20 protein-coding genes are annotated in these 20553 nt (G+C 68.3%); 6 read left to right on the top strand and 14 right to left on the bottom strand.

Translation table 11 applies throughout. The annotated features are described in order from the left end of the window. Positions 1 to 3: 3 nt before the first annotated feature. The 3 genes from ABZX86_RS27810 to ABZX86_RS27800 are packed head-to-tail and all read right to left on the bottom strand — an operon-like array spanning position 4 to position 3388. The gene (locus ABZX86_RS27810; RefSeq protein ID WP_355127704.1) at positions 4 to 939 is read right to left on the bottom strand and encodes a dienelactone hydrolase family protein; all 936 of its coding nucleotides are present in this window, start codon (positions 937 to 939) and stop codon (positions 4 to 6) included. A 2-nt stretch (positions 940 to 941) separates the two neighbouring features. Further along, on the bottom strand, positions 942 to 1751 hold the full coding sequence (locus tag ABZX86_RS27805; RefSeq protein ID WP_355127599.1) for an oxidoreductase: 810 nt from the start codon (positions 1749 to 1751) through the stop codon (positions 942 to 944). Further along, positions 1748 to 3388 (bottom strand): nitrilase-related carbon-nitrogen hydrolase, encoded by a 1641-nt coding sequence (locus tag ABZX86_RS27800; protein ID WP_355127598.1) that lies wholly within the window; start codon positions 3386 to 3388, stop codon positions 1748 to 1750. Before ABZX86_RS27800 ends, ABZX86_RS27805 begins: the two co-directional genes overlap by 4 nt. 257 nt (positions 3389 to 3645) lie before the next feature. On the opposite strand from ABZX86_RS27800, the gene ABZX86_RS27795 reads away from it, so the two are divergent. The 4 genes from ABZX86_RS27795 to ABZX86_RS27780 are packed head-to-tail and all read left to right on the top strand — an operon-like array spanning position 3646 to position 6402. After that, entirely contained in the window at positions 3646 to 4803 is a 1158-nt protein-coding gene (locus ABZX86_RS27795) for a hypothetical protein (protein ID WP_355127597.1), read from the top strand. Beyond that, positions 4800 to 5381 carry a neocarzinostatin apoprotein domain-containing protein gene (locus tag ABZX86_RS27790; protein WP_355127596.1) on the top strand — a complete coding sequence of 194 codons (582 nt, stop codon included), beginning with the start codon at positions 4800 to 4802 and terminating at the stop codon, positions 5379 to 5381. Before ABZX86_RS27795 ends, ABZX86_RS27790 begins: the two co-directional genes overlap by 4 nt. A 20-nt stretch (positions 5382 to 5401) precedes the next feature. Continuing rightward, positions 5402 to 5815: a neocarzinostatin apoprotein domain-containing protein gene (locus ABZX86_RS27785; RefSeq protein WP_355127595.1), complete on the top strand. Its 414-nt coding sequence runs from the start codon at positions 5402 to 5404 to the stop codon at positions 5813 to 5815. An 8-nt stretch (positions 5816 to 5823) separates the two neighbouring features. Continuing rightward, positions 5824 to 6402: a neocarzinostatin apoprotein domain-containing protein gene (locus ABZX86_RS27780; protein ID WP_355127594.1), complete on the top strand. Its 579-nt coding sequence runs from the start codon at positions 5824 to 5826 to the stop codon at positions 6400 to 6402. Positions 6403 to 6501: 99 nt separating this feature from the next. Here ABZX86_RS27780 and ABZX86_RS27775 read toward each other — a convergent pair whose 3' ends face one another. Genes ABZX86_RS27775 through ABZX86_RS27755 form a run of 5 tightly spaced genes read right to left on the bottom strand, consistent with a single transcriptional unit; the run spans position 6502 to position 12410 of the window. Beyond that, positions 6502 to 7944, bottom strand: coding sequence for an aldehyde dehydrogenase family protein (locus tag ABZX86_RS27775; RefSeq protein ID WP_355127593.1), 1443 nt, complete (start codon positions 7942 to 7944; stop codon positions 6502 to 6504). Further along, complete coding sequence (locus ABZX86_RS27770; RefSeq protein ID WP_355127592.1) at positions 7941 to 9083, bottom strand: NAD(P)/FAD-dependent oxidoreductase; 1143 nt, start codon at positions 9081 to 9083, stop codon at positions 7941 to 7943. The genes ABZX86_RS27775 and ABZX86_RS27770 overlap by 4 nt, the downstream gene beginning before the upstream one ends. Next, the gene (locus ABZX86_RS27765; protein WP_355127591.1) at positions 9080 to 10468 is read right to left on the bottom strand and encodes an aldehyde dehydrogenase family protein; all 1389 of its coding nucleotides are present in this window, start codon (positions 10466 to 10468) and stop codon (positions 9080 to 9082) included. Before ABZX86_RS27765 ends, ABZX86_RS27770 begins: the two co-directional genes overlap by 4 nt. Continuing rightward, positions 10465 to 11934, bottom strand: a complete 1470-nt coding sequence (locus ABZX86_RS27760; RefSeq protein ID WP_355127590.1) for an acyl-CoA dehydrogenase family protein — start codon at positions 11932 to 11934, stop codon at positions 10465 to 10467. Before ABZX86_RS27760 ends, ABZX86_RS27765 begins: the two co-directional genes overlap by 4 nt. After that, complete coding sequence (locus ABZX86_RS27755; protein WP_355127589.1) at positions 11931 to 12410, bottom strand: flavin reductase family protein; 480 nt, start codon at positions 12408 to 12410, stop codon at positions 11931 to 11933. Before ABZX86_RS27755 ends, ABZX86_RS27760 begins: the two co-directional genes overlap by 4 nt. Positions 12411 to 12538: 128 nt before the next feature. On the opposite strand from ABZX86_RS27755, the gene ABZX86_RS27750 reads away from it, so the two are divergent. Further along, the gene (locus ABZX86_RS27750; protein WP_355127588.1) at positions 12539 to 13324 is read left to right on the top strand and encodes an IclR family transcriptional regulator; all 786 of its coding nucleotides are present in this window, start codon (positions 12539 to 12541) and stop codon (positions 13322 to 13324) included. Here the strand turns inward: ABZX86_RS27750 and ABZX86_RS27745 are convergent. From ABZX86_RS27745 to ABZX86_RS27735, 3 genes are read right to left on the bottom strand one after another with little or no spacing between them, the layout of a single operon-like run. Then, the gene (locus ABZX86_RS27745; RefSeq protein ID WP_355127587.1) at positions 13321 to 14028 is read right to left on the bottom strand and encodes a hypothetical protein; all 708 of its coding nucleotides are present in this window, start codon (positions 14026 to 14028) and stop codon (positions 13321 to 13323) included. The genes ABZX86_RS27750 and ABZX86_RS27745 overlap by 4 nt on opposite strands. Positions 14029 to 14054: 26 nt before the next feature. Further along, positions 14055 to 14672, bottom strand: a complete 618-nt coding sequence (locus ABZX86_RS27740) for an isochorismatase family protein (RefSeq protein WP_355127586.1) — start codon at positions 14670 to 14672, stop codon at positions 14055 to 14057. Positions 14673 to 14683: 11 nt separating this feature from the next. Beyond that, the gene (locus ABZX86_RS27735) at positions 14684 to 15898 is read right to left on the bottom strand and encodes a CoA transferase (protein ID WP_355127585.1); all 1215 of its coding nucleotides are present in this window, start codon (positions 15896 to 15898) and stop codon (positions 14684 to 14686) included. A gap of 151 nt (positions 15899 to 16049) precedes the next feature. Here ABZX86_RS27735 and ABZX86_RS27730 point away from each other — a divergent pair, with 151 nt between their 5' ends. Next, a complete protein-coding gene (locus ABZX86_RS27730; RefSeq protein ID WP_355127584.1) occupies positions 16050 to 16952 on the top strand; it encodes a hydroxymethylglutaryl-CoA lyase in 903 nt (300 codons plus the stop codon). Positions 16953 to 17008: 56 nt separating this feature from the next. On the opposite strand, the gene ABZX86_RS27725 is transcribed toward ABZX86_RS27730, so the two are convergent. From ABZX86_RS27725 to ABZX86_RS27715, 3 genes are read right to left on the bottom strand one after another with little or no spacing between them, the layout of a single operon-like run. Beyond that, positions 17009 to 18448 carry an MmgE/PrpD family protein gene (locus tag ABZX86_RS27725; RefSeq protein WP_355127583.1) on the bottom strand — a complete coding sequence of 480 codons (1440 nt, stop codon included), beginning with the start codon at positions 18446 to 18448 and terminating at the stop codon, positions 17009 to 17011. Then, positions 18445 to 19263, bottom strand: coding sequence for a cyclase family protein (locus ABZX86_RS27720; RefSeq protein WP_355127582.1), 819 nt, complete (start codon positions 19261 to 19263; stop codon positions 18445 to 18447). The genes ABZX86_RS27725 and ABZX86_RS27720 overlap by 4 nt, the downstream gene beginning before the upstream one ends. Continuing rightward, on the bottom strand, positions 19260 to 20447 hold the full coding sequence (locus ABZX86_RS27715; protein WP_355127581.1) for a CoA transferase: 1188 nt from the start codon (positions 20445 to 20447) through the stop codon (positions 19260 to 19262). The genes ABZX86_RS27720 and ABZX86_RS27715 overlap by 4 nt, the downstream gene beginning before the upstream one ends. Between the last annotated feature and the right edge of the window lie 106 nt (positions 20448 to 20553).

Raw genomic sequence — 20553 nt, 5'->3', positions numbered from 1 at the left:
TCCCTATCGCCGTTTCAATAGCATGCCGTCGTCGAAGCCTGCGAGTTCATCACGCGCGGTGGCCGAATCACGCAGATGCGCATGCAGGAACAGCGAGGTGAGCCGCGCGAATCCGGGAAGCGCGTCGGTATCGGCCGGACCGTCCAGGAATGCGCGCGCGGCGGTCGGATCGGCGTCCGCGATGCCGAAGTGGTTGGCGCCCGGCACGATGGCGAGCAGGTGGTCGCCCTCCGGCAGGGCCTCGGCGAAGGTGCGCGCCACCGGGTCGGGCCGGTCCTCGCCTTCGCCGTAGCGGTCGGCGCTGCCCTTGATGACACCGTCATTGGTGCCGACGCCCAGCAGCACCGGACAGTTCACCTGCGCCGGCAGCACCGTCCCCGGATCCCAGCCGAGCATGGTGGCCACCATGGTGTGCGCACCCCAGGCGAAAACAGCACGCACGGAAGGGAAATAGCCTGCCGACTGCAGTACTACGGTGCCACCGGCGGAGTGGCCGCCGAGCGCGATCCGATCCAGATCCAGTGCGCCGCGCAGTGGTTCGGTCTCATTGAGTTCGGCGAGCGCTGACAGCACTGCCGGAATGGTGGGACAGGTGGGCCGAGTGCCGTAGGTATCGGGCCGGGCGGCGGCGATATCGACACCCGGGGTCAGGCCGCGCACACCGCCGAACAACTCGGCCACCCGATCGAAAGTCACGACGACGAAACCGGATTCGGCGACCGCGGTGGCGTATCGGCGATAGGAGTCCTGGCCGACATTCACCCCGGACAGGAACACCACCACGGGGTAGGGCGCGGCGGCGGGGTCCGGGGCGAAGACGCCACTGAGCCGTTCGGCATCGGAACCGGAGGCCACCGCCGGGTAATACACCTTCATATGGGCGGTATCGAACGGCGCCGCACCCTCGGTGCGCACCGACCACCACAGCGAACGGATCATGTTCACGCCACCGGTCTCGGGAGAACGCGGTCGCCGCCCCACAGGGCGCGCACCAACCGCTGGGTCAATTCGGGTCCGAACATGCGCTCGCCCATGACATTCGCGGGGTCACGCTCGGCGATATTGCGGCGGATCCGCAGATCCCGGGCCGCGAGCGCCGCCTGTTCGGCAGCGGGAACGGCTGCGGCCGCATCGACCCAGCCGAGCCACTGGTCCACCTTCGCGGTCAGCAGGTCCCGCACGGTGTCGAGATTGGGGCGGGTGGCGGGGAAGGAATAGCAGTAGGCCGTGGGGGAGAGGCTGGCGCGAATGAAACCGGTGCGGCTGGTGAACCAGGTGAAGTCCGGATGATCCTGCTTGAACTGCAGCCACGGGGCATCCGCGTCCGCGTAGTAGCTGTCGAAGTAGTCGCCGTCGCCGACCAGATCACCGCGCGGGACGCCGTCGACATAGAACCAGCCCTCCGGCCAGAGCAGCAGCGCCGAGCCCAGATGGGGTACGCGAACCTGCGGGCCGAGCCAGGCGGTCAGGTGCAGGTTCACGAAACCCGTTCGCGGATCACCGATCCAGGAATGCACCAGCCAATCGATCTCCGGACCGGAGTAGGCGGCGAGACTGCCGGAGGGCCCGGTGGCCGGGTCGCCGTAGGACTGGAGGTCTTCGGTGCAGGGGTCGCGATGCAGTTCGAAGCGGTCGGCGATCTTGTCCTTGAGCTCACCCAGCAGGGCCTGCCACTCGAGGAACGTCTCGGTCACATCGATTCTGGGTGCTTCGTCGACCATCTGCTCGACGTGTTGCACGGTTTCGCTCATGGCAGCTCCGGTTGGGTGGTCAGGGTGGCGGGCTCCCGGATGAGGGCGGCGAGCGCGGGGCGCGGCCGTCCGGCGACCAGGTCGGTGCCCTTGGATACATTGCGGTTCACGGCTTGTGCGGGGCGGACCAGTGCGTGCACCCGGGTGGCTCCGGGCGGGGCGGTGGTGATCTCGGGGTGACTGATGACGCCGGTGAAGGGGCCGCTCCAGGCGGTCCAGAGGGTGAAATCGGGGCTCAGTGCGTAGACGGCCGCGACCAGGCCGCCCTGCGGATCCAGGCCGGCGGCGACCACATTCAACCGGTTCTCTGCCGATCGCTCCGGCAGGCCCAGCCGGGACTCCCATCGTTCGACGGGGGAGTGCGGGACCGCGACCACATCGACGTCCTGGATGGCGGCCAGTCGGAATGTCTCGGGGAACAAGGCATCGTCGCCGACCACGAGCGCCAGTCGGCCCCAAGGCAATTCGAAGACCTCCACCCGGGAGCCGGTGTCGGTGAGCCAGGGGTGCCGGTGCGTGCGGTGCAGCTGGGGCTGGTATCCGGCAATGCCTCCGGCGTTCACGAGTAGTCCGTGCTGGGCGTCGCCTACGCGGACGGTCAGCACCGCGTGTGCGGAGGTGCCCTGTAGTGCGGCGATCACCTGGGCGGCGGACAGCGTCGCCGTTTCCGGGAGTACCAGCAATTCCGGGCCGGCCGAGGCTGTCTCGGCGATCACATCGAGGTCGGGCAGGACGGCGGCGACCTGCAGCGTGTCCATGCCCGCCGGTGCTTGCCGAAGCGAGGGCTCGGCCAGTAGTGGCGCGTACAGCCGCGGGCGCCGGACGGCAAGGATGTCGGTGCCGTCCGGTCTGCGTTTGTCATCGGCCAGATCGATATCGATATCGGCGAACACCAGCGACTCGCCGGTTGCCGGAGCCTTCGCCACGGTCGCGCCGTCCGGCGCCACGATCTGGCTCTCGCCCGCGCCGTGCAACCGATCCGGCGGGACGCCCAGCCGTGCCGCGATGGCCGGCAGCTGCTGCGCCGGGAGCAGCGGACCCACCTTGTTGGCGGCCACCACCCACACCTTGTTCTCCGCGGCGCGGACCGGAATGTGCAGGCTCGCTTCATCTGTCGCGAACGAGTTGAGACTGTTGAGCAGCAATTGCGCACCGCGCACCGCCAGCGATCGCGCCACCTCGCAGGTCACGCCCTCCATGCAGGCGTACATGCCGATGCGCCCGAGCGGGGTGTCGATGACGGGTGAATCGGTCTCGCCGGGATCGAGATGGTCGTTCTCCGCGCCCATCAGAATCTGCTTGTCCGACTGCCCCAGCAGCGCGCCGTCGGGGCCGAACAGCACACCGGTGCCGGTGGTGCGGCCGTCAGCGCGGGCGAGGGTGACGCCGATCTTGACGTACATCCGGTGCCGCGCGGCGCGTTCGGCGATAGCGGTCAGGAATGAGTCCCCGGGGCGGCAGGCCATTCGGTACGCGTGGGCGCGGCTGGTGTACCACGATAGGTGATTACAGAACTCGGGCAGTACCACCAGTTCCGCGTTCGCCGCCGCGGCGGCATCGATCATGCGAAGGCAGGCGTCGAGGTTTTCCGCGACATCCGTGCCCGCGGCGAGTTGTGCGGCCGCGACTCGGGTCATGAACTCGCACCCTCCTACTCGGTGCATGTTTCGGAGATCGAAACACTGTTTCCAATAATCGTGATTCTGTACCGGTCGCGCTGATCTGTCCAGCGGTCGGCGGATATTTCATGTCGCGGTAATCGCTACGGGACGAATACCGGCTGTTTCCAGGCGGTTACGTGCCACTGCGGCCTTGACACTCGCAGGTGGCGCAGGTTCAATATGGCAACTGCGAAACCGTGTTTCCACTAGCGAAACACGTGCTGGAGGTGAGGATGTCGACGCGAAACGCATCCGGAGTGGACCGCACCCTCGGTTCCCGGCTCACCGTGCTGCTCGCGGCAGTGGCAGGGCCCATGGCCGGCATCGAAATCGTGCTGCTGGACAAGCCGCTCGGCGGAGTCGTCGGACTACCCGGTGCGGTTGTCGGGTATATCGCGCTGACCGCCGTCGGGCTCGGGGTGATCGCGATACTGCCCGCGGTGCGGTGGCGACTGATCGCCTCCGGGCGCAGGACGGGCGTATGCGGTGTGCTTGCGGGAGCGGGACTGGTTGTCGCGGGCGCGATTCCGAGCATCGGGGCGTTCACCGGCGGTGTGCTGGCCGTCGGCGTGCTGATGGGCGCGGTGCTGGTGGCCGGACTCGCATCGGCCGGTCGGGCGCGTACGGGCTACGCGGTACCGGCGGCCGGACTGGTCGGGGGTGCGCTGGCGGCCGGCGGCAGCGCGCAGAATCCCGGAATCGCGCTGGTGGCAACAGGTTCGACAGCGGTGGCATTGGGAGTGGCGCTGTTCGCGCTGCCTCGGCCCGCCGCCGCGGAGCCCGGCGGCCGCGCCCTGCGGCCGGGCCGGGAGGTGTTGCGGATATTGCCCGCCTATGCCGCAACGGGTTTCGCCGTGGGAGGCACAGTGCTCCCGGCCCTTCATCTGCTGCTGTTTCGCTGGAATGTGCTCGACGCCGACCATCCCTGGTATCTGGCTCCGGCTGCCGCGCCCATGGTCATCGTCGCGGTGCTGCCCGGCCGGCGTGCCGGCGCGATCACACCGTGGCTGATTCTCGCCGCCGGGGGTTCGCTTCTGGTCGCTACCGCGCCCGGTGCGTGGCAGCTGACGGCCGGAATCGCCGTGACGCTCGCGGCGGCGGTTCGTTGCCTCGCGGTGCTGGATTCGGTACTGAGTCAAGAGTTTTCGATTGCTGCCGACCTGACGCGAAGTGCTGTCACCGCGTGCGCGGTTGCGGCGGGCGGCCTCGCCGGTCTCGGGCTCGCCGTCGCAACCGGGCACGTGTGGGGAACGGGGTCGGCCCTGGCTCTCTCGGCGCTGCCGGTGCTGGCGGCCGCACTGTTCACCGTCCGCGCCGTCCCCGTCGCGGCCCGCGGCCGTATTCCGGCCGGTTCCCGCACCGCGCTCGCCACCGAAGGAGGCATCCGATGATGCGTACATTCCTGTGCGGCTGCGCCGCATTCGCGGTCACGGCATTGACGGCGATCGCCCCGGCCGCCGCCGCGCCCGCTGCCGCACTACAGGTCAGCGCGACCGGTGATCTCGCGGAGGCGCAGCGAATCACAGTGGGCGGTACTGGATTTCAGCCCGGACTTGCCGCCGTGGCGGTGGGCATGTGCAAGCAGGGCTTCACCAACGGCCTGAAGGATTGCGACCTCGAGGGGGGAGCGACCTTCGTGAACATCGCTTCCGACGGCACCTTCAAGACCGTGACTCTCACTGTGCGACCGCATTTCAACGGCATCGACTGCACGCATCAGCAGTGCGTCATCGCCGCCGCACCACTGCCCGGCACCGAACCCGCCGCCGTCATTGCGGCCAATTCGGCGTCGGTGCTGGTCACTTTCGCGGGCTCGCAACTACCGACCCTCACCCCGGCTCCGGCGGTCACCACCACCGCGGCTGCTGCCACCGACACCAACGGCCCCTCCGCGGTGCTGTGGTCGGTGACCGCGGGCCTGCTCGTCATCGTCGCCGGAACGGCCTTCGCCGATCGGCGGCGGCTCTAGTAGATCCCAAGGAGAACAAGATGTTTCGCACCCTCTTACGATCCAGTGCCGTGCTCGCGGGCCTCGCGGCCATCGCACTGTTCGGCGGCGCACCCGCACAGGCGGCCTCCGTGCAACTGAGTCAATCCGGTGGCGTAGGCGCCGGGCAAGCCATCAGCGTCTCGGTGAGCGGCCTGGCTCCCAATCTCGCCTCCGTGGCCGTCGGTCAATGCAAGTCGCAAATCTCCGGCCCGAACGACTGCAACCTCGGCGGCTCGATCCTGGGCAATGCCGACGGTTCCGGTACCTGGCAGGCGAGCCGTAACTCCATCACCCTGGTCGGCTCGATCGGCGGCGTCGACTGTACGTCGGCACCGGGCGCCTGCACCATCTCCGTCACCAGCCTGACCGACCCCACCAATATCCTCGCGTCCATCCCCCTGACCTTCGGCTGAGAAACGGTATGAGAAGCAACATCTTTCGAGGTGTCGCGGGCGCGGCGGTCACGGCCGCCGCGCTGCTCGCGACCAGTGCCCCGGCCATCGCGTCTCCCGTCCTGCACCCGACCCCGTCCGGCGATGTCACGGTGGGTCAGCCCATCACCGTGGCTCTGGACGGCCTGCCGCCCAATCTCCCGACCGTCGCCATCGGCCAATGCAAACCCCAGATCACCAGCCCCACCGACTGCAACCTCGGCGGTTCGCTGCTCGGCGTGGCTGACGCGCAGGGTGTCTGGAAACCCGGTGACCGAGGGGCGGTGGTGACCCTCGTCGCCTCCGTCGGCGGCATCGATTGCACCGCTGCCCCCGGAGCCTGCACCCTGGCGGTCACCAGCCTGACGAACGCCACCGACATTTTGGCCGCGATCCCCCTGACCTTCACCGCACCCGGCGGGCCGACCGGTACCAGCAGCGCCACGGCCGAGCCTGCCGGCTCGTCCTCGTCTTCTTCCACTGTCAGCGTGGTCATCATCGCGATCGCGGTAGTCGTGGTCCTCGCGGCCATCGTGGTCGTGGTGCTCCGCCGCCGCAGACCTCGATAATCCCGCCCGGCGCATCGAGCGCTCGTGGGCCGCTTGCCGTTTCGCGGCCCACGAGCTACCGGGAAGTGGTTCATGATGCGGCGCATGTGAGAGCGCCGATCACACCGAACGGTTGTCTCCACCGGTGGCAGTGACGGTGGGGTAGGCGCCGGCGGGCATGCCCGGTCCGCCGGGGCGGAAGGCGGCGGGGGAGTGGATGACCGAGGTCCGGCAGTATTCGCGCAAGCCCTCCTCGGCGTATTCGCGGCCGTAGCCGCTGGATTTGATGCCGCCGAAGGGCGCGCGCAGCGACATGCCGGTGCGGTTGTGGGTATTGACGAAGGTGAACCCCGCCTCGATGTGGGCGGCAAAGGCGAAAGCCCGGGATTCATCGGCGGACCACACCGAGGCAGCCAGCCCCAGCTCGGAATCGTTTGCGCGAGAGATGGCTTCGAATTCATCGCGGTAGGTCAGAAGCGGGACCGCGGGCCCGAATTGTTCGGTACTCACCAGCGGCGCACTGTCGGGGAGATCCAGCGCCAGGATCGGGGCGACGAAGTATCCCGAGGATTCGGGTACGTCCGCCAGCGGGAGGATGCGGCCGCAACGGGCTCGGGCATCCGCGATCAGTGCGGTGACGCGATCGGCCGCGTCCCGGGTGACCACCGGGCCCATGGTGACCGCTTCGTCCAGTGGGTCGCCCACCGTCAGAATGCGCTGTGCGGCTTCGAGATACGCCTCGGTGAACTCTTCCGCACGGCGGTGCGGCACGTAGAGTCGTTTGGCGGCCATGCATACCTGACCGGCCGTGGCGAAGGACGCGAGGACCAGGCGGTCGTAATCGTCCGGAGTCAGGGCGAAGTCGTCGAGGAACACGGCCGGATCATTGCCGCCCAATTCCAGCACGACGGGCGTGATGGCCTGACCGGCGGCAGCCGCGATGCTGCGGCCGGCCACCTCGCCTCCGGTGAAGGCGACCTTGCCGACCAGGGGATGGGCGACGAGGGCATGCACCAGATCAGCGCCGCCGTGCACGACCGTGGTCACCGGGAAGAGTTCCGCAACCCGGGTGACTGTGAGCGGAGCGAGGGGAGACGGCTTGAGTATCACCGTATTTCCCGCAGCGAGCGCCGGGCCTACCTTGAGTAGGGAGAGAATGATCGGCGCATTCCAGGGCGTGATCGCCGTGACGACACCGTACGGGCGAGCCGCGAGGGTGAGGCGCCCTTGGGCGTCGTCGATTCGGATATCGCTGTACACGGTAGCCGCGCATTGGCATATCCAGCGCAGATACGTTGCAGCGAAGGATATTTCGCCACGGCAGTCGGCAATGGGCTTGCCGGTCTCGCGTGCCAGCAGCACGGCCAGCTCGGAGCGTTCGGTATCGAGCCCGTCGGCCGCTTCCGACAGCTTTGCCAACCGGTCCGGCAGTGGCCAGGCCGACCATTCCCGGAATCGGCGATCGGATTCGCGCACAATGATATCCGCCGCCTCCGGTGGCGTGATCGGCACCGACCCGACGATCTCCCGCGGGCGGGCCGGGTTTTCCCGCGTGATTCTCATGATGCCCGCTCCAGCGAATCCATCAGGCACGCACGTCGCAGATGAGCGCGGGTTGCCACCGGATCGGCGGCCAATGCGCGCAGCTGGTCGCGGTATCCGTCGTCGTGGCCGCGCAGCCGCGACCAATTGGCGTGGCTGGCCCGCTGCACGTGTTCGATGGCGACGGTGCGCCGCAGTGCTGCCGCGCGATCGAGGATCTCCTGCGGCGCACCGGCAATGACGTCGGCGAGCGCCCCGGCCATGCGCACCGCATCGTGGATGCCGCTGTTCATGCCCAGTCCGCCCAGCGGGTTGTTGGCGTGCGCGGCATCGCCCATGAGCAGTACGCGTCCGTCGCGGAACCGCGGCGCCACCCGCTGATGCACTCGATAGAGCGAAGCGTGGGCAATGCGCCATGGCCGTCCGAGATCGGCGACACCCGTCAAACGCTCAGGGAGGCGGGATAATTCGAGATCGTCGGCCGATCCATCGGGTGTCGGCAGCAGCACCCGCCAGTGGTCCGGGGTGCGCAGTAGCACCAGCCATTCCGCCGGGTCGAAGACGTAGTTGATGGGCGCGATACCGGGCAGTGCGGCGGTGAGGTCCTCCTCGACCGACGCCACGAGGAACCGCTCGGGGTAGGTGTTGCCCTCGAAATTCGCGCCGGTGGCGCGCCGGACCGCCGAATGCGCACCGTCCGCGCCGATCAGCCAATCGGCGTGGACCGCACCGGCGGAGGTGGCCACGGTGATGCCGTACGCGCGGCTCCGCACGCCCTCGACCCGATGATCGAAGCGCACCTCGACCGACCCCGGCAGTGCATTCAGCAGGATCGGTGTGAGCTTGCTCTGCTCACACTGCACGCGGTACGGAAAGACCGTATCCGGCGCCAGCACCGCCATATTCAATGTGGCTATCTCCCCGCCGCCGCGTTCGCGGTACTGGAAGGTCTCGGCCACTATCCCTCTGCTCAGCAGTGCGTCCACCACACCGAGCTCGTCGAGCATCTCGAGCGTCGGCGGATGGAAAGTGGACGCACGCGATTCGGTGGCCAGCTCGGCACCCGCCTCCAGCACCGTCACGTCCACGCCTCGCCGGGCGAGAGTCAGTGCGGCGGTGAGCCCCACCGGCCCCGCCCCGGCGATCGCGACGGTGTTCATGCGGTGTGCAGGGCGAAACGCCCCTCGACGCCGACAACCCGCGCGCCGGTGAAGAAACGCAGCGTCTCCGCCGTGCCTTCCTCGCCGAGACCGGAGATGCCCCAGGCCGGGCGCGGGGTCATGAGGTTCAGGCTCATGACCGAGGAGCCGTTCACCTTGACCTCTCCGGCTCGGATGCGGCGGGCGATGGCGAGCGCGAACTCGGTATCCGTACCGCACACATAGGCTTCCAGCCCGTACGGCACGGCATTGGCGAGCCGCGCCACGTCCTCGACGCTGTCGTAGGTGGCCACGCCGGCGACCGGGCCGAACACCTCATCGGCCAGATCGTCGTCGAGCAGCGTGGGGGCGAAATAGTTTCCGGCCTCGGGAGTGACGCCGAAGCTGCGGCACTCGCGGCCCGCGATTCCGCTGCGCAGCGCTTGGACGTGACGTGAGTGCACCAGCGGCCCGAACTCCGTGTCCGGATCCAAAGGCGAACCCATGCGCAGCGATTCGAGCCGCTTGCCGATCGCCTCGGTGAGCTCGGCAGCCCGGTCCGAGGGCAGGATCAACCGTCCCAGCGCCCGGCACCATTGCCCGTTCAGCGTGGTGAGCAATTCCGCACCCATCCGCGCGGCCGTGTCGAGATCGGCATCCGGGAGCACGATGAGCGGGTTGTTGCCGCCCAATTCCAGCTGACAGGGCCGGAACAGCGGCGCGGAGGCGGTGGCGACCGCCCGGCCGCCCACCACGCCACCGGTGAACGACACCGCCTTGATTCGAGGATCGGCGACCAGGTGCGCGCCGGTTTCCGCGCCGCCGTGCACGAGCTGGAACATTCCGGCAGGCACGTGCTCGGCGATCACCTCGGCCAGCAGCACCGCACTGTAGGGCGTCAGCTCGCTGACCTTGAGAATGACCGGGCACCCGGCCGCCAGCGCATTGGCGACCTTGTGCGCGGCCATGGGCGCGGGCGCGTTCCACGGGACGAGACACAGTGCCGGACCCAGCGGTAGCCGGTGCACTTCGACACCTTCCCGGTCGTCGCGGAGCGCCCCGGTGCGAATCTGCATGGCCGCCAGGCGGAATGCGCCGGAGACAATGACACCCAGCGGTTCGGCCTGCCGGATCGGCACACCCGTCGCGAACGCATCGAGTTCGGTAATGGCGGACAGCCGGGTATCGAGTGCGCCGGCGATCGACTCCAGCATCTCCGGGGTGATACGCCCGGCCGCCCGATCGGCGACCGCGAGCGCGCGGGCCACGCGGTCGGGCGCGGTCGCCACGGCCCGTGCGACCGCGGCGCCGGAGGCCGGATCCTCCAGCGCCACCCCCAGATCCACCGCCGGAGTGCGCCACACACCGTCGACGAGATCGCGGATCGCGGGCAGTTCGGGAGTCATCGCGCGACCTCGCTGGTGGCGCGGTCCTGGGTGCCGGCGCCGGCCGTCTCGGAAGCACCGGTTGCCGACCGTGTTTCGTTCATCGCCCGAGTCTCGGCCGTCATACCCGCGGATTCCATCTCGGAGGTGTTGCCCGCAGGTTTCGGTTCCGGCGTGGAGTCACCGCTCGTATTCGGCAACTGCGGCGGGAGACTCGGCGCCGGTGTCTCGGGTGCGGGCGCGAACAATTCGTTGGCCTTGGCCTCGGTGACGATGCGGGCGACCTCGAGCATTCCGCGCTCGGCGGGAAAGGTCATGACAAGCCCCATGGCCAGATCCCGCAGTGCCCGTCCGGCAATTCCGTCCATCGAGGCCGCCGAGGTGCCGCCCGCCTTGAGCGCACCCAGCGCGACCCGGAAGCAGGCCTCGGTGACCGCGCCCTTGCCGAGCCGCCACTGCGTGAAGACCTCCTGTTTCGGCTTGAACGGCACCTCGGCGGTCTCGACCGTCAACTGGTAGCGCAGCCACAGGTAGGCGGTCTGCAGATCGCGGGTCATCTCACCGAACAGCACCTGGTGTACGGGGGCCGAGGCAATGGGTGCGCCGGTATCGGCGAACGTTTTCGTTGTTGTGGCGGTGAGGATTTCGTCGTACACACGCTGGGCGCATCCGGTGTAGACGGCGGCGATGGCGAGCTGATTGCCCACGAAGCTGCCCCGGCTCATGGTGAGCATCTTGGTGAATGCGCCCGGTATGCCGAGTGCTTCGCTGTCGGCCACGAAGACATCGGTGAGCCGGATGCCATTATTGGCGGTCGCGCGCATTCCGAGGCCGTCCCACGGCGCGCGCACGGTCACTCCCGGCGCGTCGCGCGGCACGAAGAAGGTGGCCAGACCCTCGGCGGTGCTGTAGCCCTCGAGTTTGGCGGAGGTCAGGTAGTAGTCCGCGACCCCGGTGGCGCAGCCGAAAGACTTCTCCCCATTGAGAATCCAGCCGCCGTCCACCTTGTGCGCGGTGGTGGCGATGGTGATGTTCGCCCCGGAGGTCTTGACCGACTCGGAGGCGAAATTCGCCAGCCACACCCCGTCCGCCATCCGGGTGAGCACCTTCTCGGCGAAGGCGCGCACCACCGGAATCTCGGCCTCGTCGAACAGCCCGGCCCCGATCGCCTCCAGCGGCAGCAAACCGCGTGAGGCACTGGTGTTGTGGAAGAAGTAGGCAAGTGCCGTGGACGGGCAGGCGGTGCCCATGGCGTAGGTGGCGGCGGCGAGATCGCGGAGGGTGCCGCCCAGGCCGCCGAACTGCTCGGGCACCACCAGGCCCAGCAGTCCGGCCTCGCGGAGCAGGCCGATATGCGAGACCGGGAAGGTGGCGGTCCGATCGGCCTCGGCGGCGGCCGCGCGCAGGGCGGGTAGCACAGCCTCGACCCGTTGGGCGCGTTGACGTTCCGCGTCGGTCATATCTTCGACGAGTCGTTCACCGATCATCGGGCAATCCCCTCGTAATAGGTCCGGTCGTGATAGATGAGCGGGGCGGCCGGTCGCGGAGTCGCCGCGTCCTGGACCATCCCGAGCACAATGGTGTGATCGCCTGCCGGATAGCAGGCGGCGACAGCGCAATCCACCCAGGCGACGGCATCGGCGAGCACGGCCGCGCCGGTGGTCGCGGTATCCCAGCGACCCGCCGTGAAACGGTCGTCGAGGCCGGGGCCGGCGAATCGGCTGCCGACCTCCTCGTGGTCACTGCCCAGCACATTGACCGCGAAAACACCGCTGCGCCTGATCATTCGGCAGGTCGCACCGGCAGATGCCACGCAGACCGAGACGAGTGGGGGTTCGAGCGCCACACTGGTGAACGAGCTCGCCGTCATGCCGTGCCGGCCACCGTCCTCGGCGAGGGTGGTGACCACGACGACGCCAGTTGCCCACTGCGCCAGCACCGTACGGAGATACTGCGGCTCCATCTGGAACTCCGTTTCGGTAGTGGAAACGCTGTTACGCACAAGGTAACGCCGCGATGTGGGCGGGCGCAAGGGGAACAGCAGGGGGAGGGTGTTTCCCATCGGGAAATCTGCCGCCTAGACTCGGCGGCGTGCCCGATATCGAATCCGACACTCAGAGCCGTTCGATCGCCGCCGTCGAACGCGCCATGGACGTGCTGCTGCTGTTCGGACGCAGCGGCCGGCCCGATCTCGGAGTCACCGAGATCGCCAATGAACTCAATATCACCAAGGCGGCGGTGCACCGGATCCTCACCGCCCTGCGCAGCCGGGATCTGATCACCCTGGAACCCACCACCCGCCGCTACGCGCTCGGGCATGCCGCGATGGCGCTCGGCCGGGCTTATCTGGCGCGGACCGATCTGCGGGTGATGGCGGCGCCGGAGCTACGGCGCCTGGCCTCGCTCACCGGTGAGACCGCCACCCTGTCCATTCGCCGCGGCGACACACGGATGTATGTGGACCAGGTGGTCCCGGATCAGGAACTGCGGATGGAAGTGGCGCTGGGACAACCGTATCCACTGCATTCCGGCAGCTCGTCCAAGGTCATCCTCGCGTATCTCCGCAAGGAAGAGATCGAGGAGTATCTCGGGCGCCACGAGCTGACCGCGTTCACCGACGCCACCGTCACCTCGCAGCGCAAACTGCGCACCGAGCTGAACGCGGTGCGCAAGCGCGGTTATGCGGTGTCGCTGGGGGAGCGGCAGATCGGCGCGGCTTCGGTGGCCGCGCCCATTCTCGATCACGACGGCGGCGTGGTTGCCGCCATCAGCGTATGTGGTCCGCTGTCGCGGTTCGAGCCGCGGATGGAGGAGTACGTGCCGATGCTGCTCAAGGCCTCCGGTGCGCTGTCGACCCAACTCGGTTACTCCGGTTAGAGATTCGCTCCGGGTTTGAAGACACCGAGCGCCGCGGCGGTGAGCACGCTGCCCCAGATGATCCATACATAGGGCAGGCAGCCGTTCACGCTGCGGCGCAGGATCCGCTCCACGTCGGGGCTGGAGCCCTGGGTCTGTAGTCGCACAAAGGCGGGACCGAAGGGGCGCAAGGTGATTCGGATACCGAGTCCCGCGGCGACGGCGGCAGTGTAGAGCAGAATCTTGCCGCCCAGCCAGCGCGGATTCGTGGTGACGCCGAACGGGTCGTGGGCCAGCAGTGTGTAGCTACCGGCGGCGGCCATAGCCGCGATCACCGCGACTCGAATGCTCAGATCGGCCTGCCGCACAATCGCGATCCGGCCGTGGGTGCGGTGCGCCGCGATCGCCAGTGCCAGCCACCCGATGGCGAAGACCCAGACCGCGGCCACGAACCACCAAGGGAACAGCGCGATTCCGAACAGGGTGCCGCCGTGTGGATCCATCGCCATCAGGGTGACGCCGCTGGGCAGGAACAGCACCAGGCAGATCTTCGGTCCCAGATCCAGTCCGCTCATAATGGCCAGAGCCGTCGCCCGCGCCGGAGGCGTCTGCGCGGGGTCGATGACAAAACGGCTCGAATAGAACACTCCCAGATCACCGCCCAGCCAGAATACGAACAGCACCAGGTGCAGCAGGATCCACCATCCGTAGTGGTGCGGTCCCATGGAAATCCCTTCGGGGAGAGTATGAATCAGTGCAGGACGGTCAGCGCGGTGTCGAGATCGATCACATCGGCGTACTTGGCGTCGAGGTCCAGGAGATTGGCCTCGTGCAGCCGTGGGTCGCGGTCGCCGCAGGCATCGGCGACCACCAGGGGGCGGAAGCCGTGCTGCAGGGCATCGGTGGCGGTGGCCCGGACGCAGCCGCTCGTGGTGAGCCCGGTGACCAGGACGGTGTCGATCTGCTGTGCCGTGAGGGTGGCGGCGAGCGAGGTGCCGTGGAATCCGCTGGCGTACTGCTTGGTCACCACCACGTCACCGGGTAGCGGCGCGGGATCGGCCAGGAAGTCGCCCAGTGGATTTCCTTCCTCGAAAGCGTTGAGCGCCGGTACCTTTCGCCGGAACAAGCCGCCGTCGGCACTGCCGGGCCGATAGCTCACCCGGGTGAAGACGACGGGGCGGCCGACGGCGCGGGCGCGCGCGACCAGTCGCGCCGTCGCCCGCACGGCGTCCTCCACCGGAGCGCGCAGCGGCGAACCGTCGGTGAGATATGCCGCGCAGACATCGATCACCAGCACGGCCGGACGGAGGCCGGGGCCGAGCCGGGCGGCGAATCCGTGACGGCGATAATCGTCGGCCAGATCGGACACCGGAACTCCTCTCAGAGCACGCCGGAGCGAGTCAGCTCGGCGATACGGTCGGCATCCAGTCCCAGCAGGGTCCCGTATACGTCGGCATTGTGTTCGCCCAGTTCCGGGCCGGGATGGCGGACCGAGCCGGGCGTCTCGCTGAATTTGGGAAACACGTTCTGCATCGGGATTTCCCCGAACTCGGGATGTGCGAGCCGCACGATGGCCTCCCGGGCCGCGAAATGCGGATCGGCGAACATATCCCGTGCGGTGAAGATGCGCCCGGCGGGAACCCCGGCCTCGTGCAGGGTGGCGAGCAGTTCGTCGGCGGACAGCGTGGTTGTCCACTCGCCGATGATGTCGTCGAGTTCGGCCATATGCTCGCCCCGGCTGGAATGGGTGGCGAACCGCTGCGCATCCGCCAATGCGGGCTGTCCCATGGCCTTCGCCAGTCGGGTGAAGACGGTGTCCTGGTTGGCGGCGATGAGAACCATATCGCCACCGGCGGTTCCGTAGACATTGCTGGGTGAGACGTTCGGCAGCACCGGTCCGGTGCGTTCGCGCTGGTAGTCGGTGATGCCCCACTCCGGCAGCAGCGATTCCATCATGGCCAGCACCGCCTCGTAGATCGCGGCATCGACGATCTGCCCGCGCCCGCTGTTTCGCCGATGATGCAGCGCCGCAAGCGTTCCGATGGTCGCGAACACCGCTGCCAGCGAATCACCCAGGGAGATACCGGTTCTCGCGGGCAGATGGTCGGGGTCGCCGGTGGTGTAGCGGATGCCGCCCATGGCCTCGCCGATGGAGCCGTAACCGGCGCGTGGCGAATACGGTCCGGTCTGGCCGTAGCCGGTGACGCGGGTGAGGATGAGGCCGGGATTGCCGGCGCGCAGGGTGTCGTAGTCGAGCCCCCAGCGTTCCAGGGTGCCGGGGCGGAAGTTCTCCACCACGATATCGGCCCGGGCGATGAGATCCCGCGCCAGTTGCTGTCCGGCCGGGGTGCGCAGATTGCAGGTGACCGATTTCTTGTTGCGCGCCACCACCGGCCACCACAGTGAGCGCCCGTACGGCTTCTCCCGTCCCCATTCGCGCATGGGATCGCCCCGGCCGGGAGATTCGAGTTTGATCACCTCGGCTCCGAGGTCGCCGAGCAGCTGGCCGCAGAACGGGCCCGCCAGCAGCTGGCCCATCTCGATCACCCGCAGATCGGCCAGCGGCCCGGGCGCGGGGGTGTGCAGGTCCGGCATTCGGCCAACTCCGTTCTGTCGCACCGGGAGGCGTAGTCGAGCGCGCCTCCGGTAAGAATGGATACAATGTATCCCGTAGCGAAACGGCTAGCAAGATCGAGCTGATATGCGATCTGCTGCGCGCCGGATCACCTGGTACTGAGGAGAATTCGTGGACATCACGCTCGTCGAGGTCGCGCCCAGGGACGGCCTGCAGAATGAATCGCGGCTGATATCGACTGCCGGCAAGATCGAGTTGATCCGGCGCGCGGTGGATGCGGGCCTGCGCCGCGTCGAAGCGGTCAGCTTCGTGAACCCCGCCCTGGTTCCGCAGATGGCCGATGCCGAGGCAGTCATGGCGGGTGTGCCGCGGGCGGACGATATCTCCTATGCGGGACTGGTTTTCAACGATCGCGGGCTCGACCGGGCACTCGCCGCCGGAGTGGACGAGATCAATGTGGTCGTGGTGGCGACCGATACCTTCAGCCGGCGCAATCAGGGCTGCGCCACCGCCGAGGGCATTCACCGCTGGCAGCGTCTCGCCGACCGCGCCGCCGCATCGGGTCTCTGGCGCACGGTCACCATCGCCGCCGCCTTCGGGTGTCCCTTCGAAGGCGAGGTCGCGGAATCGGCGGTCCTGGACTTGATCGCTCGGGTCGCAGACTCCAACCCGGATGAGATAGCGCTCGCCGACACCATCGGCGTCGGCACCCCCGACCGGGTACGCCGACTGGTGCGGGGACTTCGTTCCATTGCACCGAATGCGGTGCCCCGCTGCCACTTCCACAACACCCGCAATACCGGGTATGCGAATGCCCTCGCCGCCCTGGAAGCCGGAGCCCGGGTGCTCGACGCCAGTATCGGCGGTATCGGCGGCTGTCCGTTCGCGCCCGCCGCGACCGGCAATATCGCCACCGAGGATCTGCTGTACGCGTTGGACCGCATGGGAATCGGCAGCGGCGTCCGGCTCGATCTCGCCATCGAGGCGGCGACCTGGCTGGGCGGGGTGCTCGGTGCGCCGGTGCCCGCGCTGCTCGGGAGGGCGGGGGCCTTCCCGGCCGGAGTAGGCGGGTAGCCGGACGGGAGATCCCGGGTGCCGCGGCCGGGTGCGCCGCGGCACCCCGGCGGTTGTCAACCGGTGTGGTCCGCAGGTCTGCCGGGACGGACATCCCGCAGTGGTTGCAGCAGCGGTTCCAGATTCGGTGCCGTGGCGAGCCGGAAAGTGGTTTCACTGAGTCGATCGGCGACCTCTGCGGCCAGTGCCGATGCGGTATTGAGCCGGAACTTGGTCGCCAGTTCCTGAGGTGAGAGGGGATTGCCGGGACCACCGCGATTCACCTCCACCCGTTCGGTGATTCGATGGCCGTTGCGCAGTCGCGCGGTCAGGACGGCGGGAAACTGATGCGGGAAAGTGCTGTCGCACTGCGGGTCCGGGACGCAGCGAACCTTTGCCGCCAGTGCGAGCCGTTCCGGATCGCGGGCCGCGGCATCGGTGAAATCCTCGTGGAACAGGCCGAGTCCGCCGCCGCCGATAAGGGCGGCCGCGACGGTGTAGGGGCCGGAAAAGGCCGCGTGATAGCCGGATTCGGGGACCGCCTTGGCTGCGGCGGGGAAACCGATGGTGCGCAGCGCCGCAGTGGGTGCGCCCAGTTCGAGATCCTCGATATCGTGCGGGTCGATGCCTCGGGCGCGCAGGCGCAGTGCGGCGTCGATGCCCGCGTGCGTGAAATGGTTGCAGGGGTAGGGCTTGAAGAAGACGCCGGGCAGTTCCCAGTGGTCGCCGAGCCCGGCCAGGATGGCGCCGATATCGGTGCGGTCGCCGCAGAAGGCTTGGAGCAGGCCGAATCTGCCCTCCAGGACGGTCGGGGGACCGGTCAGGCCGGTACGTGCCAGGCCCGCCGCGACCACCGCGCCGTGTGCCGCCCAGCCGCAGTGCACGCGTTTGACGGTGCCGCCGGTGCGATTGGCCTCCAGTAGACCGGAGCCCATGCTGGCGGCGATTGCCATGGCATGCGCGATTCCTGCGGCATCGAGGCCGGAGAGCATGGCTGCCGCTGCCGCCGCGCCGACCGCGCCGCAGATGGCAGTGGCATGCAATCCGCGCTCGAAGAACACGGAATTGCCCAGGGCCGCATCGTATCCGGCCATGCCGATCCGCACGGTGATCTCGATTCCCACGGCTACCGCATCCAGCAGTGCCGCTCCGCTCGTACCCCGGTGTTCGGCGACCGCCAGCGCGGCGGGCACCACCGATGCGGACGGATGCAGTACCGAGGGCAGGTGGGTGTCATCGAAATCCATGGCGTGCGCGAGGGTTCCACCGAGCAGCGCGGCGCTGGGTTGCGGCGAGCGCCCGGGTAAACCGAGAGCGGTCGCGTGTGGTCGCCCACCCCACTCGTCCACCAGGGCGCGTACCGCGACGGCAGGCGAGGTATTCAGAGCGGCCAGGCTGTTGCCGAGGACGTCGAGGACCCGGCGGGCGGCATCTGCTCGCAGTTCCGCGCCCACGCCGCACAGCCGGGCGATCTCGGCGAACTCCGCCAGCTGCTGGACCACGGTTCGGTCGTTCATCGTCGCACCGCCGCGAGCGGGCGAACCGGGGAACCGGTACCGCCGACAATGCGCAAAGGCGCCAGCAGGAAGACGAATTCGGTGAGTCCGGCCGCGGCGAGATCCTCCAGTGCCAAGTGTTCGAGAATGTAGATCCCGGATTCGACGAGCAGCACCCGGTGCACGGGGAGCACGCTGTGGCCCGCGCCCGGTGAAATGCATTCGTACGCTGTGGTATCGGAACCGGTGGCGACCACATCCCGCGCGGCCAGCCAGCGTGCCGCGGCGACACCCACCCCGGGCACGCCCGATGCTGCTCCGAGGTAGGCGTCGCGGTCGCCGAACAGCCGGGACCAACCTGTGCGAATCAGTGCCACTTCACCGGACTCCGGTTCGGTCCCCGCCTGTTTCGCGGCTCGGATCAGATCTTCGGCGGTGATCTCATAGCCGCCGGGGAGTACCTCGACGTCGTGCAGGCGCGCCACGTCGAGTAGTACGCCACGCCGCAGCAGTCCGGGCAGCTGTTCGGCGCCGTGCCGGGTGAATGCCCCGCCGCGCTGCGCGGCGTACGCGTCGACGCCGTCGTGCAGCAGCCCGTCGTGGCTGACATGGCTGAGCGCATCGATATGCGTCCCGACATGCCCACCGGTCACAATGATCTCGTTGGCGGCCGAGCCGCCATCGGGGCGCATCATGTCGCCGTGCCTGCGCACGAGCGTCATCCGGAAACCGGGATGATTCGGTGAACAGGGCATGCCGGTGAAGAACGGCTGTCCCAGTTCGATGAGTTCGACACCGGCGGCGACGGCCGCGACCAGTGCGTCACGCTCGCTCACCGAACCACCCCTGCGGCGCGCAGATCCGTCAGCGCCCGCTCGTCGACGCCGTAGCGGGACAGCACTTCGGCGGTATGGGCGCCCAGCGGCGGTCCGGTCCACCGAATCTCGCCGGGCGTCTCGGAGAGGCGAAACAGGATGTTCTGCATACGGATCGGGCCGAGTTCCGGGTCGAGCAGGGTGATGATCGACTCCAGCGCGCGGAACTGCGGATCTTCCACGATATCGGCGGCGGTGTAGACCGGTGCGACGGCGGCCTCGGCCTCCTCGAAGGCGCTGAGCACCTCCGCGGTCTTGCGCGCCGAGATCCAGGAACCGACGGCCTCATCCAATTCCGCCGCGTGCCCGGCACGTCCGGCGCCGGTGGTGAACCAGGGCTCGGCGATGAAGCCGGGTCGCCCCACCAGGCGCATCACGCGCTCGGCCACCGACTGCGCGCTGGTCGAGACCGCCACCCAGCCGTCGTCCGCTGTGCGATAGATATTGCGGGGTGCGTTGTTCGAGGAGCGATTGCCGGTCCGCGGCGGGAGTTGCCCGAGCTGATCGTAGGCGACGATATGGGGGCCGAGCAGTGTGAGTATCGGCTCCACGATGGCCAGATCGATCTGCTGCCCGTGCCCGTCGCGGTCCCGGGCGCGCAGCGCTGTCATTATCGCGAAAGCCGTTGTCACGGCGGCAATCCCATCGGCGAGGCCGAAGGGCGGCAGGGTGGGTGGCCCGTCGGGTTCCCCGGTCATGGCCGCGAAACCGCTCATGGCCTCGGCGAGCGTGCCGAAACCCGGCCGCCGTGCATAGGGGCCGACCTGCCCGAAGGCGGTGACCCGTGCCAGCACCAGCCGCGGATTGATCTCGCGCAGTGCGGAATACCCCAGACCCCAGCGCTCCAGTGTCCCGGGGCGGAAGTTCTCGATCACCACATCCGCGTCGGCGACCATGCGGCGGAACAGCTCCTGGCCCTGCGGTGCACCCAGATACAGCGTCACCGACCGCTTACCGCGCCCGATCATCTTCCACCACAGCCCGACCCCGTCCCGCTGCGCGCCGTGGCTGCGCACCGGATCTCCGCCGGGATGCTCGATCTTGATCACCTCGGCGCCGAAATCCGCCAGCAGCGTGGCCGCCAGCGGTCCGGCGAAGAGTGTCGCGGCATCGAGGACTCGGATTCCGGCGAGTGGACCATCCATTGCGCAACTCCTTACCGCCGCAGTGTTTCCCACAACGAAACATTGAAGTGTGTTGCGGCGTTGACTACCAGCGAATAGTACTGCGATGATCGCATAGCAAGTCAAT

It is taken from the genome of Nocardia sp. NPDC006630 (assembly GCF_040611495.1).
Taxonomy (GTDB): Bacteria; Actinomycetota; Actinomycetes; order Mycobacteriales; family Mycobacteriaceae; genus Nocardia.
This window is presented reverse-complemented; position numbering and strand designations above follow the sequence as displayed.

Coding starts and splice junctions, on each gene's coding strand:
- ABZX86_RS27785 (WP_355127595.1), top strand. CDS start 5,402: ATGTTTCGCACCCTCTTACGATCCAGTGCCGTGCTCGCGGGCCTCGCG.
- ABZX86_RS27715 (WP_355127581.1), bottom strand. CDS start 20,447: ATGGATGGTCCACTCGCCGGAATCCGAGTCCTCGATGCCGCGACACTC.
- ABZX86_RS27770 (WP_355127592.1), bottom strand. CDS start 9,083: ATGAACACCGTCGCGATCGCCGGGGCGGGGCCGGTGGGGCTCACCGCC.
- ABZX86_RS27725 (WP_355127583.1), bottom strand. CDS start 18,448: ATGAACGACCGAACCGTGGTCCAGCAGCTGGCGGAGTTCGCCGAGATC.
- ABZX86_RS27765 (WP_355127591.1), bottom strand. CDS start 10,468: ATGACTCCCGAACTGCCCGCGATCCGCGATCTCGTCGACGGTGTGTGG.
- ABZX86_RS27775 (WP_355127593.1), bottom strand. CDS start 7,944: ATGAGAATCACGCGGGAAAACCCGGCCCGCCCGCGGGAGATCGTCGGG.
- ABZX86_RS27755 (WP_355127589.1), bottom strand. CDS start 12,410: ATGGAGCCGCAGTATCTCCGTACGGTGCTGGCGCAGTGGGCAACTGGC.
- ABZX86_RS27790 (WP_355127596.1), top strand. CDS start 4,800: ATGATGCGTACATTCCTGTGCGGCTGCGCCGCATTCGCGGTCACGGCA.
- ABZX86_RS27735 (WP_355127585.1), bottom strand. CDS start 15,898: ATGCCGGACCTGCACACCCCCGCGCCCGGGCCGCTGGCCGATCTGCGG.
- ABZX86_RS27780 (WP_355127594.1), top strand. CDS start 5,824: ATGAGAAGCAACATCTTTCGAGGTGTCGCGGGCGCGGCGGTCACGGCC.
- ABZX86_RS27745 (WP_355127587.1), bottom strand. CDS start 14,028: ATGGGACCGCACCACTACGGATGGTGGATCCTGCTGCACCTGGTGCTG.
- ABZX86_RS27760 (WP_355127590.1), bottom strand. CDS start 11,934: ATGATCGGTGAACGACTCGTCGAAGATATGACCGACGCGGAACGTCAA.
- ABZX86_RS27800 (WP_355127598.1), bottom strand. CDS start 3,388: ATGACCCGAGTCGCGGCCGCACAACTCGCCGCGGGCACGGATGTCGCG.
- ABZX86_RS27805 (WP_355127599.1), bottom strand. CDS start 1,751: ATGAGCGAAACCGTGCAACACGTCGAGCAGATGGTCGACGAAGCACCC.
- ABZX86_RS27810 (WP_355127704.1), bottom strand. CDS start 939: ATGATCCGTTCGCTGTGGTGGTCGGTGCGCACCGAGGGTGCGGCGCCG.
- ABZX86_RS27795 (WP_355127597.1), top strand. CDS start 3,646: ATGTCGACGCGAAACGCATCCGGAGTGGACCGCACCCTCGGTTCCCGG.